The 17563-nt window shown below is 75.3% G+C and carries 16 protein-coding genes; 8 read left to right on the top strand and 8 right to left on the bottom strand.

Annotated elements, in window-relative coordinates; all coding sequences use genetic code 11:
* Nucleotides 1-42: 42 nt before the first annotated feature.
* From TNCT1_RS08330 to TNCT1_RS08320, 3 genes are all read right to left on the bottom strand, one after another.
* The gene (locus TNCT1_RS08330; protein ID WP_143629989.1) at nt 43-1032 is read right to left on the bottom strand and encodes an NAD(P)-dependent oxidoreductase; all 990 of its coding nucleotides are present in this window, start codon (nt 1030-1032) and stop codon (nt 43-45) included.
* 164 nt (nt 1033-1196) lie between these two features.
* Nucleotides 1197-3152: an N-acetylmuramoyl-L-alanine amidase gene (locus tag TNCT1_RS08325; protein ID WP_143629987.1), complete on the bottom strand. Its 1956-nt coding sequence runs from the start codon at nt 3150-3152 to the stop codon at nt 1197-1199.
* A 158-nt stretch (nt 3153-3310) separates the two neighbouring features.
* Entirely contained in the window at nt 3311-4855 is a 1545-nt protein-coding gene (locus tag TNCT1_RS08320) for a M1 family metallopeptidase (RefSeq protein ID WP_174266193.1), read from the bottom strand.
* Nucleotides 4856-5000: 145 nt separating this feature from the next.
* On the opposite strand from TNCT1_RS08320, the gene TNCT1_RS08315 reads away from it, so the two are divergent.
* Nucleotides 5001-5774 (top strand): VOC family protein, encoded by a 774-nt coding sequence (locus TNCT1_RS08315; RefSeq protein WP_143629984.1) that lies wholly within the window; start codon nt 5001-5003, stop codon nt 5772-5774.
* A 220-nt stretch (nt 5775-5994) separates the two neighbouring features.
* Entirely contained in the window at nt 5995-6687 is a 693-nt protein-coding gene (locus TNCT1_RS08310; RefSeq protein WP_143629982.1) for a TNT domain-containing protein, read from the top strand.
* Between the two features lie 22 nt (nt 6688-6709).
* Here the strand turns inward: TNCT1_RS08310 and TNCT1_RS08305 are convergent, their stop codons facing one another.
* The 5 genes from TNCT1_RS08305 to TNCT1_RS08280 form a co-directional block, all read right to left on the bottom strand.
* Nucleotides 6710-7030 carry a GYD domain-containing protein gene (locus tag TNCT1_RS08305; protein ID WP_143629980.1) on the bottom strand — a complete coding sequence of 107 codons (321 nt, stop codon included), beginning with the start codon at nt 7028-7030 and terminating at the stop codon, nt 6710-6712.
* A gap of 251 nt (nt 7031-7281) precedes the next feature.
* On the bottom strand, nt 7282-7908 hold the full coding sequence (locus TNCT1_RS08295; protein ID WP_143629978.1) for a hypothetical protein: 627 nt from the start codon (nt 7906-7908) through the stop codon (nt 7282-7284).
* 44 nt (nt 7909-7952) lie between these two features.
* Nucleotides 7953-8777: a rod shape-determining protein gene (locus TNCT1_RS08290; RefSeq protein WP_143629976.1), complete on the bottom strand. Its 825-nt coding sequence runs from the start codon at nt 8775-8777 to the stop codon at nt 7953-7955.
* Entirely contained in the window at nt 8774-9193 is a 420-nt protein-coding gene (locus TNCT1_RS08285) for a TraR/DksA family transcriptional regulator (RefSeq protein ID WP_373920462.1), read from the bottom strand. Before TNCT1_RS08285 ends, TNCT1_RS08290 begins: the two co-directional genes overlap by 4 nt.
* 49 nt (nt 9194-9242) lie before the next feature.
* Nucleotides 9243-9569 carry a TraR/DksA C4-type zinc finger protein gene (locus TNCT1_RS08280; protein WP_143629974.1) on the bottom strand — a complete coding sequence of 109 codons (327 nt, stop codon included), beginning with the start codon at nt 9567-9569 and terminating at the stop codon, nt 9243-9245.
* Nucleotides 9570-9890: 321 nt separating this feature from the next.
* Here TNCT1_RS08280 and TNCT1_RS08275 point away from each other — a divergent pair, with 321 nt between their 5' ends.
* The 6 genes from TNCT1_RS08275 (at nt 9891) to TNCT1_RS08250 (ending at nt 17487) form a co-directional block, all read left to right on the top strand.
* The gene (locus TNCT1_RS08275) at nt 9891-10844 is read left to right on the top strand and encodes a sensor histidine kinase (protein WP_143629972.1); all 954 of its coding nucleotides are present in this window, start codon (nt 9891-9893) and stop codon (nt 10842-10844) included.
* 2 nt (nt 10845-10846) lie between these two features.
* Nucleotides 10847-11506, top strand: a complete 660-nt coding sequence (locus TNCT1_RS08270; RefSeq protein WP_143630439.1) for a response regulator transcription factor — start codon at nt 10847-10849, stop codon at nt 11504-11506.
* A gap of 94 nt (nt 11507-11600) precedes the next feature.
* A complete protein-coding gene (locus TNCT1_RS08265; protein WP_143629970.1) occupies nt 11601-12395 on the top strand; it encodes a hypothetical protein in 795 nt (264 codons plus the stop codon).
* 488 nt (nt 12396-12883) lie between these two features.
* Entirely contained in the window at nt 12884-15115 is a 2232-nt protein-coding gene (gene secD / locus TNCT1_RS08260; RefSeq protein ID WP_143629968.1) for a protein translocase subunit SecD, read from the top strand.
* A gap of 138 nt (nt 15116-15253) precedes the next feature.
* Nucleotides 15254-16198 (top strand): RNA polymerase sigma-70 factor, encoded by a 945-nt coding sequence (locus TNCT1_RS08255; protein ID WP_143629966.1) that lies wholly within the window; start codon nt 15254-15256, stop codon nt 16196-16198.
* A 92-nt stretch (nt 16199-16290) separates the two neighbouring features.
* Entirely contained in the window at nt 16291-17487 is a 1197-nt protein-coding gene (locus tag TNCT1_RS08250) for an NAD(P)/FAD-dependent oxidoreductase (RefSeq protein WP_143629964.1), read from the top strand.
* Nucleotides 17488-17563: the final 76 nt, after the last annotated feature.

Below are 17563 nucleotides of genomic sequence, written 5' to 3'. Positions count from 1 at the left end.
ACCCGCGGGGCGTCGGCGCACGGCCGCGCCGCCCGCGCCGGCTCAGCGGTTGCGGGCGAACTCCCGCATGCCCGCCTCGAAGCCGGTCTTCGGCCGCCAGCCGAGTTCCGCGCGCAGGCGGGAGGAGTCCGCCGTGATGTGGCGGACGTCGCCCAGCCGGTACTCGCCGGTGACCAGCGGCTCGGGGCCGCCGTGCGCCGCGGCCAGGGCGGCGGCCAGCTCGCCGACCGTGTGCGGCTCACCGCTGCCGGTGTTGTACGCGGTGAGCGTCCCGGGGCGCCCGCCGGCCTCCAGCGCGGTCACGTTGGCGGCGGCCACGTCACGCACGTGGACGAAGTCCCTGCGCTGCCGCCCGTCCTCGAACACCCTCGGCGGCTCACCGCGTTCGAGGGCCGAGCGGAAGAAGGAGGCGACGCCCGCGTAGGGGGTGTCGCGGGGCATCCGGGGGCCGTACACGTTGTGGTAGCGCAGCGAGACGGCCGTGCCGCCGGTGCAGCGCGCCCACGCGGCGGACAGGTGCTCCTGGGCGAGCTTGGTGGCGGCGTAGACGTTGCGCGGGTCGGCCGGGGCGTCCTCGGCGACCAGTCCCGGGGCCAGTTCGGCGCCGCAGAGCGGGCAGTCCGGTTCGAAGCGGCCGGCCGCCAGCCCGGCTTCGGCGCGCGGTCCGGGACGTACGACGCCGTGCGCCGGGCACTCGTAGCGGCCCTCCCCGTACACCACCATCGAGCCCGCCAGCACCAGCCGCCGCACGCCCGCCCCGGCCATCGCGGCGAGCAGGACGGCGGTGCCCAGGTCGTTGTGCGAGACGTACCCGGCCGCGTCCGCGACGCCGTCGCCGAGGCCCACCATAGCGGCCTGGTGGCAGACCGCGTCCATCCCGGCGAGCGCGCGGGCGACCGCCGCCGGGTCGCGGACGTCGGCACCGGGGTCGTCCCGGACGTCGTACACGACCGGCTCGTGCCCGTGTGCCCGCAGGGCGTCGACGACATGGGACCCGATGAACCCGGCGCCGCCGGTGACCAGTACGCGCATACGTCCACGCTAGGCCGCGTCCGCCCGCCGGCCCCGTCCGGCGGGCGGCGCGTCACGGGTCCGTAAGGGTTCCCCCGCCGGCGGCCGGGACGGGACGGGCGCGGCGGGCCACCAGGACGGTGCCGGCGCGGCGGAGCACCGGGCGTCCGCCGGAAAGGGAGGCGTCAGTCCCGGGGGCCGGCCGCCGTCGCGGGGTCCGGGGTCTTCGCGGACGGCGCCTTGACCAGGTCCACGTCCTGCTCCCGGACGAAGGCGAGGCGGTGCCCCAACTGGATCTCGTAGTAGCGTTCGCGGCCCTTCACCACCGGGCTGGGCAGGTTGCCGAAGGACTTGCCGGCCCAGGTGCCGAGGACGCTGGACCGGGTCACGTACCGCTGGCCGGCGCGCAGGGTGTACGGCAGCGGCGACTGGGGCTGCGACGTCACGCCCTCCGGGTAGGAGCCCTCGTCCGGCAGGGCGCGCCCGTACACCGGGATCTCGTTCAGGCCCGCCTTGGGCGTCACCATCCGGCCGGCCGCGCCGACCGCCGTCGGGTGCTCCTTCGGGTTCTTGAACCACGCCTTGTCGCCCTGGAACCAGATCGCCGTCCATTCGCCGCTGCGCCCGGCGACGGCGAACGTCTGGCCGGCCGAGACCCGCGAGCCCAGGTCGTTGACGTCCTCGGTGGAGTCGGCGCCGTCCGGGTGCCGCCCCATGTCCTGGATGAGCGGCGCGTCGTCGGACGGCTCGGTGTACAGGCGGACGGCGCTCGAGCCGTGCGGCGGGCACGGGTCGCCCTTGTTGGCCGTGCACCCGGTGAACCGCGGCTTGTGGGTGGCGTAGCCGGGCAGCACGGTCACCATGGGGCTGTCCGGCCCGGCCGTCGCCTTCAGCGGGGCGCCGAGCAGGTCGAAGTAGTGCCGCCAGTCCCAGAACGGGCCGGGGTCGTCGTGCATGTCGGGGATGGAGCCGGCGGTCGGGGCGGGCACGTTGTCGTGGCCGAAGATGTGCTGCCGGTCCAGCGGGATGCCGTACTTCCTGGCGAGGAAACGCACCAGACGGGCCGAGGTCCGGTACATCTGCTCGGAGAACCAGGCGTCGGGCTGGGTGAGGAAGCCCTCGTGCTCGATGCCGATCGAGCGGGCGTTGACGAACTGGTTGCCCGAGTGCCACGCCTCGTCCTTGGTCTTGATGTGCTGGGTGACGTGCCCGTCACGGGAGCTGATCGAGTAGTGCCAGGACGCCTCCGTCGGGTCCTGCACGGTCTTGAACATGATCGGCAGGAACGCCTCGGTGTCGTGGATGACGATGTACTCGATCTTCTGGTCCCGGGGCCGGTCGGCCAGGTCGTGGTTGCCGTAGTCGCCCTCGTCGTCGATCGTGCCGTAGGACGCGCTCAGCCAGGAGCAGGACAGCTCCGGCGGGCACTCGGGGTCCTCCGGCCGCTGCGGCCCCGACCGGCCGGCCGGGTTCCAGCGGACCTCGGGACGGGCGGTCAGGCTGACCCGCTGGCCCACGTCGGTGGTGCGGTGCGCGCCCTTCCGGATCACGTCGAAGACGTCGTGCGCGTACGTCGCCGCCTCCGCCTTGTCGCTGGAGCCGGAGAAGCGGGACACCGTGTCCCACCAGTCCGCCGGGTTGCCGCTCAGAGGCTTGCCGAGCGCCTTCTGGGTCGCCGCCAGCAGGGCCGCGCCGCCGCGCACGTTGGCGGACGCGTCCAGCCGGAGCCGGTCCGCCGCCTCGCCGGTCAGCCGGGCGGCCCGGCGCAGGTCCGTCGCCCGCTGTTCGGGGCGGCCGCGGGCGGGCTGCGCGGCGGGCCGGGGCGAGGGGCCGGCCGCTCCCACGGCGCCGGCGTCCACCAGGTGCATCGGCCCGTAGCCGCCGCCGGTGCTCGGCACGCCCGGATGGGAGTCCCAGCGCGACTGCAGGTAGGACACGCCCATGAGGACGCTCACCGGTACGTGGTAGTCCCGCGCGGCGGTCGCGAAGTCGCCCTGCAGGCGCCGGTCGTCGGTCGCGCCGTCGTCGGACGACGGCCAGACCAGCAGCGGCAGCAGGAGGGCCGCCGAGGCGGTGGCGCAGATCAGCCCGTTGCGCCCGCGTACGGCGCCGGGGACACGGGACAGGACACGACTCCACATATGCAAGGGCCTCCGACCGCGCTCGTACTGCCCAGGGGAGCGAGTGCTCCACCGCCACCCCTAGTACGCTGCCGCGCCCTTCGCGCCGCGTCGCGCCAAGGGTCACCGGCGTGGACCAGTGACCCCGGTCAGGCCACCCGGTCGGCGGCGTGGACCGCTCAGCTCTCGACGGGGGCCGCCCGCCAGTCCGGGTGGCCGGGCATCGGCGGGGTGCGCGGCCCGTACAGCCACGGCGTCAGGAACGGTCTCAGGTCCCGGCCCGCGACCTCGGAGGCGAGCGCGACGAAGTCCGCGGTGCCGGCGGCCCGGCCCCGGTACCGGGTCACCCAGGTGCGTTCGATCCGCTCGAAGACGGCCTCGCCGACCTCCTCCCGCAGCGCGTAGAGCACCAGCGCGGAGCCGTCGTAGCGGACGTTGCGGAAGAGGGTCGCTTCGGTGGGTTCGGCGGGCGCCCCGTCGTCGTGGCGCCACTGGTCGAGCTGTTCGTACGCGTCCCGCATCGCGTCCTCCAGGGGCACCCCGCCGTGCGAGGCGGAGTACAGGCGTTCGTAGAAACGCGCGTGACCCTCGCTCAGCCACAGGTCCGACCAGCGCCGCACGGCCACGCTGTCGCCCGTCCACTGGTGGGCCAGCTCGTGCACCAGGTCGCGCTCTGCGTGCACCCGGTCGGCCAGCAGGCTGTCCCTCGGCAGGACGGACAGCGACTGGGTCTCCAGCGCGACCGGCAGGTCGGTGTCGGCGACCAGCACGCCGTACCGGCGGAACGGGTAGGGGCCGAGCCGCTGTTCGAGCCAGGCCAGGTGGTCCGGGGTGCGGGAGCGGTGCTCCCGGGTGGCGTCCACGAGGCCCTCCGGGACCACGTCCCGCACCGGCAGCCCGTGCGGCCCGGTGCCGTCGGCGAACGTGAACCTTCCGATCGCCACCTGGACGAGCTGGGCCGCGATCGGCTCCTCGGAGTCGTAGGTCCAGCGCACGCGTCCGCCCGGCTGCCGCGCCCGCTCGACGAGCCGGCCGTTGGCCACCGCCGACAGGTCCGCCGGGGTGGTGATGCGGAAGGTGAACGGCGCCCGCAGGCTGGGGTGGTCGTCGGCCGGGAAGATCATCTTGGCGCCGTCGGGCTGGGGGTAGAGCACGGTGCCGTCGGGGGTGGGCACCCAGCCGTACTCGCCGATCGCGTCGCGCCGGTGGCGGCGCTGGGCGGGGTCGGCGGTGTAGGCGACCCGCACGGTGAACACGGCGCCCCTGGGCAGCGGCCGCGCCGGCGTGACGACGAGTTCGTCGCCGTCGCGCCGCGTCCGCGCCGGGCGGCCGTCGACGGTGACCGCGTGCAGCGTGTTGCCCGCGAAGTCCAGGTCGAAGCGGGACAGGGCCTGGGTGGCGGTGGCGGTGACGGTCACGGCGGCCTCGAACGGCGTGGCCGGCGCCCGCCAGTCGAAGGAGAGGTCGTAACGGCGCACCGTGTAGCCGCCGTTGCCGTCGAGCGGCAGCAGCGGGTCGCCGATGCCCCGGGCGCCGGGTGAGGGTGCGGCACCGAAGGCGCCGGCCCCGGAACCGGGGGCGTGGTGGGCCGGGCGGGGCGCCGGGTGGCCGCCCTGGCAGGAGAGCGCGCCGGCCAGGAGGGCGGTGCAGGCGAGCACGAGGGCCGTGCGGCGGCCGCGCTGGCGCGCGGTGGGGGCACGGCAGCCGGGCCTCGTGGATGTCATGGCCCGCACTATGTCAGCAAAGCGATGTATCACCGCTTATTTTCCTATCACCACTTTCATGTCTCTCTGTCACATACTGTCACCTCTTCGTGCTGTTTACGGCATAGTGGCGGGCGTCTTCGCCCCGGCCCAGGAGGAAACACGCATGCTCGGCACCGACTTCCGCACCGGATCGCCCGTCTGGCTCGACCTCGGAAGCCCGGACACCGACGCGACCGCGGCCTTCTACGGCGCCGTCTTCGGCTGGCAGTTCGCCTCCGCCGGGCCGGAAGCGGGCGGCTACGGCTTCTTCCTGAAGGACGGCAGGACCGTCGCCGCCCTCGGTCGCCTCACCGAGGAGGGCGCCGCCCCGGCCTGGACGACGTACTTCCACAGCGACGACCTCGCGGCCACCGCCCGGCACGTGGCCGAGGGCGGCGGAACGGTGCGGGTGGAGCCGATGAGCATCGGCGAGGGGTCGATGGCCCAGTTCACCGACCCCCAGGGCGCCGGGTTCGCGGTGCTGCGCTCCCCGATGGGGCTGGAGCGCACCTCCGAGGACGACGCGCTGGTGTGGGTCGAACTGCACACCACCGACCCGGAGTCGGCGATCCGGTTCTACACCGGTGTGTTCGGCTGGCGCTCGGCGGAGATGACGGCCCCCGACATGACGTACCAGGTGCTCAGCATCGCGGACGGGGACCAGCAGGAGGGCGCCTTCGGCGGGGTGGCCCCGCTGCAGGGCGGCCAGGGGGACGCGCGCTGGGTGCCGTACTTCGCCGTGGCCGACCCGGCGGCCGTCGTCGCCACCGCGCGGGACAACGGCGCGACCGTGCTCATGCCCGCGGTGGACGTCCCCGACGTCGGCACCATCGCCTGGCTCAGCGCCCCCGACCAGTCGGTGTTCGCCCTCCTGCGGCCGAACCCGCGCCAGGGCTGAGGGAATCCGCCGCCCGGGCGGCGGCGCCCTCGGCCGCCCGGGGTGTTCTGTTACGCCGTTCCGGTGCCCCTCCCGCCGCAGTTCGGCGCTCCGGCCCCGCGCCGCGCATTGAATGCACCTGCCGCGCGAGGGCCGCCCGCTGGGTGTCCGTCCCTTCGCGCGTCCACCAACCTGCCCGCGTACTCGGTGCCCTGCCGGCACCGCAGGAGAAGGGACTCGGATGCGCGAACTGCGCCGTTTCCTGTGGAGCGCGCTCGCCTCGGCGCTCCTGCTGCTCTGGGCCTCGCCGGCCCCCGCCCAGGCCGCCGGAGCGCACCTCCGCCACGACGGCCGCGCCTGCCCGGTCGTCCACCGGACGGCGGGCCAGACCAAGGCGCCGCCCACCGGACTGGAGAACTACTACCGCGACGACTGGCGGCTGGGCCCCAGCCACCTGCCCACCTCGGGCCCCGTCGCGCGGATGCTCAAGGGCTGGAAACCGCAGGACAGCACCTCGCCGTACTGGTTCCTCGGGTGCTACTGGCAGACCAGCCAGCAGAACGTGTCCGGCTGGTGGTACCCGGACAACAACGGGTTCGTGCTGCGCGACGGCCGCCCCGTGCAGGAGACGCAGACGCTCCACAAGGGGCAGCTCGTCGACCTCTTCGGCAGCGGACGCGGCAACTTCCTCGCACCGGCCGGCACGCCGTACGCCAAGCGGGCCATCCCGCCGACCAACCTGGACGAGTACGACCCGGCCGCCCCGCCGTTCAACTACCACCTGTACCGCGTCGTCGCGGACTTCACGGTGCAGGCCGGCCCGATCAGGCCGTGGTTCGGGCAGCCGGGACTGGGCCGGCAGTACGTGACGAGCTCGGCCGTCCCGGACCTGATCGCCGCACAGAAGCTGCAGGAGATCACGCCGGCGGCCTGAGGAGCCGGGGCACCGGCCCGGCTCACCCGCCGGGAGTGCGGAAGGCCACCTGCCGGCGGGCGGCCTCGTCCACCTCCTCCAGGGTGAGCAGCGGGGTGGCCCGGGTGAGCAGGGCGCCGCTGGCCTTGACGTGGAGGGCGACGGCGGCCATGGCCGCCGCGTCGGGGAAGTCGACGACGAGCACGACGTCGTCGGCCCCGAAGGCGAAGTACATGGCCTCGACGCTTCCGCCCAGGCCGGTGACGACCTGGTCGACTGCGGCCCGGCGGCCGCTGCCGCCCTCGCCGAGCAGGCCCTTGGTGCCCTCGGCGGTGTAGCTGGCCTGGATGAGGAACTTCGGCATGACGCTCCCTGCCGGTCGGTGATCCGGTACGCACAAGGGGGTTTCCCGCCGCGGCCCCGCCCGCCTTCCGCCATGCGCCCGGAATCACCCTTTGGGCCGCCGCCCGGACCCGCCGCCGCGGGCCCGGTGATCGCGCCCGCCGCCGTCACGCCGGCCGCCCTGACCGCCCGCCGCCGTCACGCCGGGCGTCCTGACCGCCTGCCGCCGTCACGCCGGGCGTCCTGACCGGCCGCCGCCGTCACGCCGGGCGGTCAGGGGGAGAGCGTCCAGCGGGGCGCCGTCCGGGCCCAGGCCGCCTCCCACGCGGCGACGTTGCGCCGCCGCACGGCCAGGGCCGCGGCGGCGTGGACGGCCGCGCCGGCGCCGGCGGTGGCCAGGACCGCGCAGACCGCCCAGCCCATGCTGCGCGAGCGGATCTCCCGCGCGGTCAGCGGCGGCCCGGTGATCTCCCCGTCCCGGTCGGCCCAGACGCGCACGGTGCTGCCCGCGGGCAGCCCGGGCTCGACCTCGGTCCGCACCGTCCGGGTACGGCCGTCGGGGCCGTCGATCAGGACCCGCGCCGGGTAGCGCGTCGCGGCGGCCTCCGCCGAGCCCGGCTCGGGGTGGCGCGGCGCGTCCCGGAGCAGCACCGCGGTGGTGGGCCGCCGTGTCTCCGCCTGGTGCTGCGCGGTACGGGCGTAGTGCCGGCGGGCGGCGTCGGCGGTCAGCAGGGCGACGGCGGGGGCGGCCGCGAGCACGGCCGTCAGCAGACCGATGCCGAGCCACCCGAGGAGCAGGTCGGAGCGGCGGCGCAGGGGGTTGCTGCGCAGCCGCCACAGCGTGAACCGGGGCAGGTCCTCGGGAGGCTGGGGTGCGGGCGGGGATACGCGGCCGGCCAAGGTGACCTCCTCACGGCGGCTGGGACGGCGCACGGGAGGGCGGGCTAGCGGGGGTGCGGGCCGGGCGGCAGCAGCGCGCCGGCCCCGATCGCGGCGGGGTGGCGGTGGGCCGCTTCGAGGAGCCGGGCGGCGCCGCGCACCGCCGCGGTGTGCGGCGCCGGCACGACGCGCAGCGGCACGTCCAGCCGTCCGGTGAGCCGGTGGGTGATCTCGGGCCGCAGGGCGCCGCCGCCCGCCAGCAGGGGGCCGCGGCGCAGGGCGTCGAGGGTGGTGGAGGTGCGGTCCTGCCGCAGCATCGCGGTCACCATGCCGGTCACCGCGTCGCCGAGGTCCGCGGGCGGCACGGTGTCGAGGTCGCCGGTGCCCAGCGCGGTGCGGCGGGCGTCCACGACCGCGCCGTCGCTCAGCAGCACCACCTCGGTGAGGTGGGCGCCGATGTCCACCACGAGCACGGGACGGCTCTGGTCGGCGCCGGCGGCCAGCGCGACGGCCCGGGCGCTGGGTACGGTCAGCACGCCGTGCGGGCGCAGCACGCTCACGGCGGTGCGGGCCGCGTCCCGGTAGGCGACGCCGTCCAGGACCGGCGCGGTGACGATGACCAGGGGCCGGGTGAGGCGCGGCAGCCGGTTGCCGAGCAGGCGTTCCAGCATCCTCGCGCAGCCGGGGGTGTCGACGATGGTGCCCCGCTGGACGGGGTGGAGCGCGCCCGCGCCCGGGAAGGTGACCGTGGGCACGTCGAGGACGAGCCCACGGCCGGCGATCCAGGCGCGGGTGCGGGCGCTGCCCAGGTCCAGGGCGACGCCGCAGCACTTCCGGCACCGGGGCCAGGGCCGGTGCCCGGTGACGCCGAGGCGCGGGACGACGGTCATCGGCCGGCCTCCCGTACCTGCTGGCAGCGCGCGCAGTAGCGGGCCTGCGGCACTATCAGCAGCCGCTCGCGGTCGATGGGGCGCCGGCACAGGTGGCAGGCGCCGTAGCGCCCCTGGTCCATGCGCTCGAGCGCGGCGATCACGTCGGTGAGGACCATGCGGGCGGAGGCGGCGAGCTTGACGTGCACCTCGACCTGCCCGGCGGCGCCCTGCCGCAGCAGGTCGTCGGCGCGCGACGGGACGGCGGACGCGATCTGCACGAGCTGCTCCTGGCGGAACAGCCGCTGCTCGAGGAGGATCTCGCGCAGCGCGGCGAGATCCTCGGGCGACAGGTGTCGGTACGGGGCGTGCCTCGCCGGAACGCGCGGATCGGTGCCGTGCGTCCCCGGGTCGCCGATGGTCTGGTGGGTCACCACTTCACCCCTCGGGCAGAGCGGAATGCGAAAGTCGGGAGCGGAGCGTCGGTCAGGGGGCCACGCGCCGGCAGCCGACGCAGTAGCGGGTGTAGGGAAGGATCTCCAGCCGTTCCACGGGCACCGGCTTGCCGCAGTTCTCGCAGGTCCCGTAGGTGCCCGCCGCGACCCGGGCGAAGGCGTCGTCGATCTCCTTAAGCACCCGCTCGATGGCGGTCCGCTGCGCGGACATGAGCTGGTCGTCCGCCGGCTGCCCGTTCTCGTTCACCGCCTCGAGCTGCACCAGCCGGGCGCTGCGCGCGTGTTCCAGGCGCTGGCGGGCCTCGTGGGCGGTGAGGCTCCGCAGGTGGCCATCGGCGGGAGTGGTGTCGATCGACATGGTGCGTCCCTCTCTCGGTCTCGGTCGGTCGTCGGTGCCGGGCGGTTCCCGGCCCCGGACGGGCCGGTCCGGGTCACTGACTCGACCCTCGCCGTCCCGGCCGCCCCTGCCCATCGGGCGCAGACCCCATTTACCGAGCGTCACGGGCTCTACCCGGGTGGTGGATGGGTGGACGGCGGCGGAGAAAATGGGCCGCGCGCCCCATCGATCCGGCGCGCGGGCGACGGGCAGGCTGGGGGCGGCCAGGGCAGCGGCCCGCCCCGGGGGCTCGATGCCCGACAGTGGAGGAAGGCCGCATCTCGGAAGGAGGCGTACGTCCCGGTGACCCTGTTCTGGCGGATCTTCGGACTCAACGCCGTGGTGCTCGGTTCGGCCACGGCCCTGCTGCTGTGGGCTCCGGTGACCGTCTCCGTCCCGGTCGTGCTGACCGAGGCCGTGATCCTGCTGGGCGGCCTGGTGGTGATGCTGGTCGCCAACGCGGGCCTGCTGCGCTGGGGTCTGGCCCCGCTCGACCGGCTGACGAAGCTGATGACCACCGTGGACCTGCTCCGCCCCGGCCAGCGGCTGCCCGCCCACGGCGGCGGCGAGGTCGCCGAGCTGATCCGCGCGTTCAACGCGATGCTGGAGCGGCTGGAGCAGGAACGCGCCACCAGCAGCGCCCGCGCCCTGTTCGCGCAGGAGGCCGAACGCCGCCGTATCGCGCAGGAACTGCACGATGAGGTGGGGCAGAGCATGACCGCGATCCTGCTCTCCCTGAAACGGGCCGCCGACCAGGCCGGTGAGCCGCTGCGCGGAGAACTCCACCAGATGCAGGAGATCACCCGCGAGAGCCTGGACGAGGTGCGCCGCCTGGTGCGCCGGCTGCGGCCCGGGGTGCTGGACGACCTCGGCCTGGTCAGCGCGCTGACCTCGCTCACCGAGGACTTCGCCGCGCACACCGGGCTGCAGGTGCAGCGCCGGTTCGACGCCGACCTGCCCGCCCTGGAGCCGGAGACCGAGCTGGTCTTCTACCGGGTCGCCCAGGAGGGCCTGACCAACGCCGCCCGGCACGCGGAGGCCGAACGCGTCGTCGTGGCCCTGCACCACGCCGGGGACACGGTGGAGCTGGCCGTCACCGACGACGGCTGCGGCATCGAGGCCGCCCGCGAGGGCGCCGGCATCCGCGGCATGCGCGAGCGGGCGCTGCTCATCGGGGCCCGTCTCGACATCACCTCCGCGCCCGGTGCGGGCACCCAGGTGCGGCTCACCGCACCCGTTCCCAGGAAGCAGCCGTGACCATGTCCGCAGCCACCCCGATCCGCATCCTCCTCGCCGACGACCACGCGCTGGTCCGGCGTGGGGTGCGGCTCATCCTCGACCAGGAGCCCGACCTGGAGGTGGTCGCCGAGGCGGGCGACGGCGCGGAGGCCATCGCGATGGCCCGCACCCACGACGTCGACCTCGCCGTGCTGGACATCGCCATGCCCCGGCTGACCGGACTGCAGGCCACCCGCGAGCTGATCGCGCTGAAACCGGGGCTGCGCGTGCTGATGCTCACGATGCACGACAACGAGCAGTACTTCTTCCAGGCCCTGAAGGCCGGAGCCTCGGGGTACGTGCTGAAGTCCGTCGCCGACCGGGACCTGGTCGCCGCCTGCCGGGCCGCGATGCGCGACGAGCCCTTCCTGTACCCCGGCGCGGTCACCGCCCTCATCCGCAACTACCTCGACCGGGTGCGGCACGGCGAGGAGACGCCGGACCAGATCCTCACCCCGCGCGAGGAGGAGGTCCTCAAGCTGGTCGCGGAGGGGCACTCCTCCAAGGAGATCGCCGAGATCCTCTTCATCAGCGTCAAGACCGTGCAGCGCCACCGCGCCAACCTGCTGCAGAAGCTCGGCCTGCACGACCGCCTCGAACTCACCCGTTACGCCATCCGCGCCGGCCTGGTCGAACCCTGACCCCGGCTCACCGACCGCCCGGAGTCCCGGCCGCCACTCCCCGGCCGGGGCCCGGGCCCCCACCACCGTGACCGCCATGAAAGGAGGCCGGCGCATGCGCCCAGCACCACGTACTCCCCTGCGCGCGCCGGCCCGCCTCCTGACGATCCCGGTCCCGGCCCTGCGCGCGTCGGCCCGCCTCCTGACGATCCCGGCCCTGCTCGCCCTCACGATCCCGGCCCTGCTCGCCCTCACGATCCTGACCCTGCTCGCCGGCCCCCTGTCCCCGGTCCGCCCCGCCCCACCGGCCACTCCCGCAGCCGACGCCTTCCCCGCCGTCGTGCCCACGTCCGGCCCGCAGGCGACTGGTCACCATCGCGCCCCCGTCCCCACCTCCGCTCCGACCGTTCGCCTCGATGCCCAGCCAGGCGTCACGCCCGCCCCGGGCCCGCGGACGGCCGGAGACCATCGCGCCCCCGTCCCCACTCCCGCTCCGACCGTTCGCCTCGATGCCCAGCCGGGCGTCACGCCCGCCCCGGGCCCGCGGACGGCCGGTGAGCATCGCGCCCCCGTCCCCGACCTCGCTTCCAGCGCCTCCCTTACCGCACCTCTTGAGGCCCGCGAAGGCGGTGAGGCCGCCCCCGGCTCACACCCCGCCGACGACAGTCGTGCCGTTCCGCTCGCCGATGAGCCGTGGGCCGGTGTCCGGCCCGCCCGGGCGGCTGTCGGGCACGAGGGCCACGGGGAGCGTCCGGCACCGCCCGGACCGCTCACCGGTGCCGTGCCCGTTACGGCACCGCTCCAGCCCGGCGGCGGACGGGCCGAAGGCCCCGAGCGGGACAGCTCCTCCTGGTCGGACCAGGCGGCGACTGATCACGGCCGGGCACCGCCCGCCACGGCCCGCGCCTGAGACCGCCGCCTGCCTTGGCCCGCGCCCGCCGCGGCCCATGACAGAAAGCGACGCCCGCCACGGCTCGCGTCCGGCAGCGGTTTCTGTCACGGCTCGCGCTGAGAGCGGGGCCTGTCACGGCTCGCGTCTGGCGGCAGCGACTTCTGTCACGGCTCGCGCTGACGGCGGGCCTGTCACGGCTCGCGTCTGACAGCGGCGCCCGCCACGAGCCCCGCCTGACACCGGCGTCCACCGCGCCCCGCGTCTCAGGCCGGCGAGCGGCGTCCGTGGCGGCCCGCGCCTCACATCGGCGCCGGCCGCGGCGGCCCGCGTCTCGTACCCGCGCGTGCCGGCGCCCCGGGCCCCGCGCCCCGGGGCGCCGTCCGTCGGTCACTCACCCGTCCAGCCCGATCCACCGTCCAGCCCGTCCCCCCACATTCATCCATTCGTCCGTGCCATCCGCCGCGGCCGCACGGCCGCAGCCCTGGCATGCCCGCCGGAGGCCCGTGTTGATCCGCTCCGCCCGGGTGAGGGCACTGCTCGCCCTCACCGTGATCGCCGTGTCGTTGTACATCGCCCTCACCGTGCCGATCCGTCTCGGACTCGATCTGCGCGGCGGGACCCAGATCGTGCTCCAGACGCGTTCCACCCCGACCGCCACCGCCGACCGCGAGGCCACCGACCGCACCCTGGAGGTGCTGCGCGGCCGCGTGGACGCGCTCGGCGTCGCCGAACCCACCCTCGTCCGCTCCGGTGAGGACCGGATCATCGTCGAACTCCCCGGCGTGCGGGACCCGAAGCAGGCGGCCGAGGTGCTCGGCCGCACCGCGCAGCTCACCATCCACCCGGTCGCCGGCACCGCCACCGACGGCACGGAGCGGGCCGGGGAGCGGGTCCTGTCCGACGCGTCGGGCGAGCGACTGCGCCTGCGGGCCGCCGCCCTGACCGGGCAGCAGGTCAAGGACGCCGCCGCCCGCTTCGACCAGGAGTCCGGCGCCGGATGGCACATCACCGTCGACTTCGGCGGCGCCGGCCGCGCCGAATGGGCCCGGCTGACCGGGGAGGCCGCCTGCAAGCCGGTGGGCGACCCCGGCCGCCGTGTCGCGATCGTCCTCGACGACAAAATCATCTCGTCGCCCGAGGTCGCCCCCTCGATCGCGTGCGGCACGGGCATCACTGCCGGCTCCACGCAGATCACCGGTTCGTTCGACGACACCGAGGCCCGCGAACTGGCCCTGCTCATCAAGGGCGGCGCCCTGCCGGTGGCCGTGGAGACGGTGGAGCAGCGCACCGTCGGCCCCACCCTGGGCGCCGAGGCCATCGCGGCCAGCACCTGGGCGGCCGTCATCGGCACCGTCCTGACCTCGCTGTTCGTGATCGCCGTCTACCGGGTGATGGGCATGCTCGCGGCCCTCGCCCTGCTCTGCTACGGCCTCATCTCCTACGCCGCCCTGGCCGCCCTCGGCGCCACCCTCACCCTGCCGGGCCTCGCCGGGTTCGTCCTGGCGATCGGCATGGCGGTGGACGCCAACGTGCTGGTGTTCGAGCGCGCCCGGGAGGAACACGCCGCCCGTCAGCGCCCCACCCCGCGCTCGTCGCTGACCGCCGGCTTCCGCAACGCCTTCAGCGCGATCGCCGACTCCAACATCACCACCCTGATCGCGGCGGCGCTGCTCTTCTTCCTCGCCTCGGGACCCGTCCGCGGTTTCGGTGTCACCCTCGGCATCGGCGTCCTCGCCTCCATGGTCAGCGCCCTGCTCATCACCCGGGTGCTCGCCGACCACGCCGCGTCCCGGCCGTGGCTGCGCAACCGCCCGCACCTCAGCGGCATCGCCACCACCGGCCCGGTCCGCGACCGCCTGCTGCGCCGCGACCCGCAGCTGATGCGCCGCCCCCGCCGCTGGCTGGCCGGGTCCGCCGTGCTCCTGGTGCTCGCCGGGGCCGGCATCGCGCTGCGCGGCCTGGACCTCGGCGTCGAGTTCACCGGCGGACGGCTGGCCGAGTACACCACCAGTGCCCCGGTCGACCCGGACAAGGCCCGCGCCGCGCTCGCCGACGCGGGCTTCCCCCGGGCGGTCGTGCAGTCCTCCGGGGACGACCGGCTGACCGTCCGCACCGGAGCGCTCTCCGACGCCCAGGCGGCGGAGGTCACCCGCACGGTCGACGCCGTCGCGGGCGGGGCGGACCGGGTCCGCGACGAGCTGATCGGCCCCAGCCTCGGCGAGGAGCTGCGCCGCAACGCCCTGATCGCCCTGGCGCTCGCCCTGGGCGCGCAGCTGCTGTACCTGGCGGCCCGCTTCCGCTGGGTGCTCGGCACCGCGGCGGTCAGCGCCCTCGCCCACGACGTGCTGGTCCTGCTGGGCGTGTTCGCCTGGCTCGGCAAGCCGGTGGACGGCGTGTTCCTCGCCGCCCTGCTCACCGTCATCGGCTACTCGGTGAACGACTCCGTCGTCGTCTTCGACCGCATCCGGGAACTGCGCCGGCGCCATCGCACCGCCCCGCTGCCCCGGATCACGAACCAGGCGATCCTGCAGACGGTGCCCCGTACGGTCAACACCGGCATGGGAGCCGCCCTCATCCTCACCGCCCTGGCCGTGCTCGGCGGGGACTCCCTCACCGACTTCGCCCTCGCCCTGCTCATCGGCCTCGTCGTGGGCACCTGGTCCTCGGTCTTCGTGGCCGCGCCGGTGGCCATCGAACTCCAGGACCGGACCGGCGGGCGCGGGAAGCGCGCGGCCTGAGGAGGGCGGGGGCCGGTCCGGCCCCCGCCCCCGATCCCCGGCGGGGGGCCGGTCCGGCCCCCCGCCGCCGGTCACCGGCGCCGCGGAGCCGTGATTACCCGGGCGCCCCCGCGACGGCACGGGCTAGGATCCGGGTCCATGGCGCTGACCGTGCACGACGTGGACCGGTTCGAGTCGTCCAGGCCCCGCCTGGAGGCCATCGCCTACCGCCTGCTCGGCTCGGCGAGCGAGGCGGAGGACGCCGTGCAGGAGACGTTCCTGCGCTGGCAGGCCGCCGACGTCGGCCGCATCCAGGTCCCCGAGGCCTGGCTGACGAAGGTGCTCACCAACCTGTGCCTCACCCAGCTCACCTCGGCCCGCGCGCGCCGCGAGACGTACGTGGGCCAGTGGCTCCCCGAGCCGCTGCTCGCCGGAGACCCGATGCTCGGCCCCGCCGACACCGCCGAGCAGCGCGAGTCGCTCTCGTACGCCGTCCTCACCCTGCTGGAACGGCTGTCCCCCAACGAGCGGGCCGTGTACGTGCTGCGCGAGGCGTTCGACTACGCGCACCGGGAGATCGCCGAGATCCTCGACCTCACCGAGGCCGCGAGCCAGCAGATCCTGCACCGGGCCAGGAAGCACCTCGCCGCGGGCAGGGCCCGGGCGGAGATCGACGGGGCGGCCGCCCGGCGGGTGGTGGAGGAGTTCCTCGCGGCCGCCACCAGCGGCCGGACCGAGCCGCTCGTGCGGCTGCTCACGGAGGACGCCTTCGCGATCGGCGACGGCGGCGGGAAGGTGCCGGCCCGCGCCAAGGCGTTCGAGGGCGCGCTCGCGGTCGCGAAGTTCATGCGCGGCCTGTTCAAGCCCGGCACGGCCCAGCGCAAGCTGGTCGGCGGCTCGCCCGAGATCCACGTCACGACGGCCAACGGCGGCCCGGCCGTCCTGGTCGTCGTGGACGGCCGGGTCATCGGCGTGCTGTGCATGGAGATCACCGCCGACGGCATCGCCGCGCTCCGCAGCCAGGTCAACCCCGACAAGCTGGAACGCGCGACCAGGCGCTGGGCGGCCACCGACCACCCAGAACCCCGGCTCAGGCCCTTCTGAGCCGGGTGTGACCTGCTTCACGTCGCGTATCTGTCAGGAAACGGCGGGCCGCCCGGTTCAAGGGGCGAATCCGCTGAAGACAGGAGCAGGACATGCAGCACCGCATCGTCGTCCTCGGAGCCGGATACGCCGGGGCCATCGCCGCCGGACGCCTCGCCAGGCGGCTGCGCCGCGAGGAGGTCGCCGTCACCCTCGTCAACGCCGAGCCCGACTTCGTCGAGCGCATCCGGATGCACCAGCTCGCGGCCGGCCAGGACCTGCGGCCCCGGCCCCTCGGCGAGATCTTCGCGGGCACGGGCGTGGAGTTGCGGACCGCCCGGGTCACCGGCGTCGACGCCGACCGCCGGACGGTGGCCGTCGAGAGCGCGGACGGCGCCGGGGAACTGGCCTACGACACCCTCGTGTACGCCCTCGGCAGCGGCTGGAACGACCAGGGCGTCCCCGGCACCGCCGAGCACGCGCACGAGATCGCCGGCCGGCCCGGCGCGCTCCGGCTGCGCGAGCGGCTGGCCGGCCTGGGCGCCGGGCAGCCCGTGGTCGTGGTCGGCGGCGGCCTCACCGGCCTGGAGGCCGCGACCGAGATCGCCGAGGCCCGCCCGGACCTCGACGTCGCCCTCGCCGCCCGCGGCGGGCTCGGCGACTGGCTCTCCCCCAAGGGCCGCCGCCACCTGCGCGAGGTCTTCGGCCGGCTCGGCATCACGGCGCACGAGAACGCCGCCGTCACCGCCGTCGAGGCCGACCGGGTGCTGACGGCCGACGGCGGGGCCATCCCGGCGGCGGTCACCGTGTGGACCACCGGCTTCGCCGTCCACCCGATCGCGAAGGCCACCACCCTGGAGGTCACCGACACCGGCCGGATCGTGGTCGACGGCACCATGCGCTCGGTCTCCCACCCGGACGTGTACGCCATCGGCGACGCCGCTCTGGCGATGGGCCCCGGCGGCAAGCCGCTGCGCATGTCGTGCGCCTCCGGCGTGCCTTCCGCCTGGCAGGCCGCCGACGCCGTCGTGGCCCGGCTGACCGGCGGCGGACTTCCCGACGTGCCGCTGCGCTACTTCAACCAGTGCGTCTCGCTGGGCCGCCGGGAGGGCCTGATCCAGTACGTCACGGCCGACGACCGGTCCGTCCGGGCGGCCCTGACCGGCCGGTTCGCCGCCGTCTACAAGGAGCTGGTCTGCAAGGGCGCGGCCTGGTCCGTCACCCATCCGACCCTCGGCGTCCCGGGCCGGCGCCGCCGCGTCGTGCCGCAGCCGGCCCGGCGGGACCCGGCGGTCGAGGCGGCCGTCTGACCGCACCACGGGACGGGCGCCCCGGCGGCCCGGGCGCCCGCACCGGCCGCCGGCCGTTGACTCGGGCCGGCCGCCG

Source organism: Streptomyces sp. 1-11, assembly GCF_007176755.1.
GTDB lineage: Bacteria > Actinomycetota > Actinomycetes > Streptomycetales > Streptomycetaceae > Streptomyces.
Note: the sequence above shows the minus strand (reverse complement) of the source record. Positions and strands in the feature narration are given on the sequence as shown.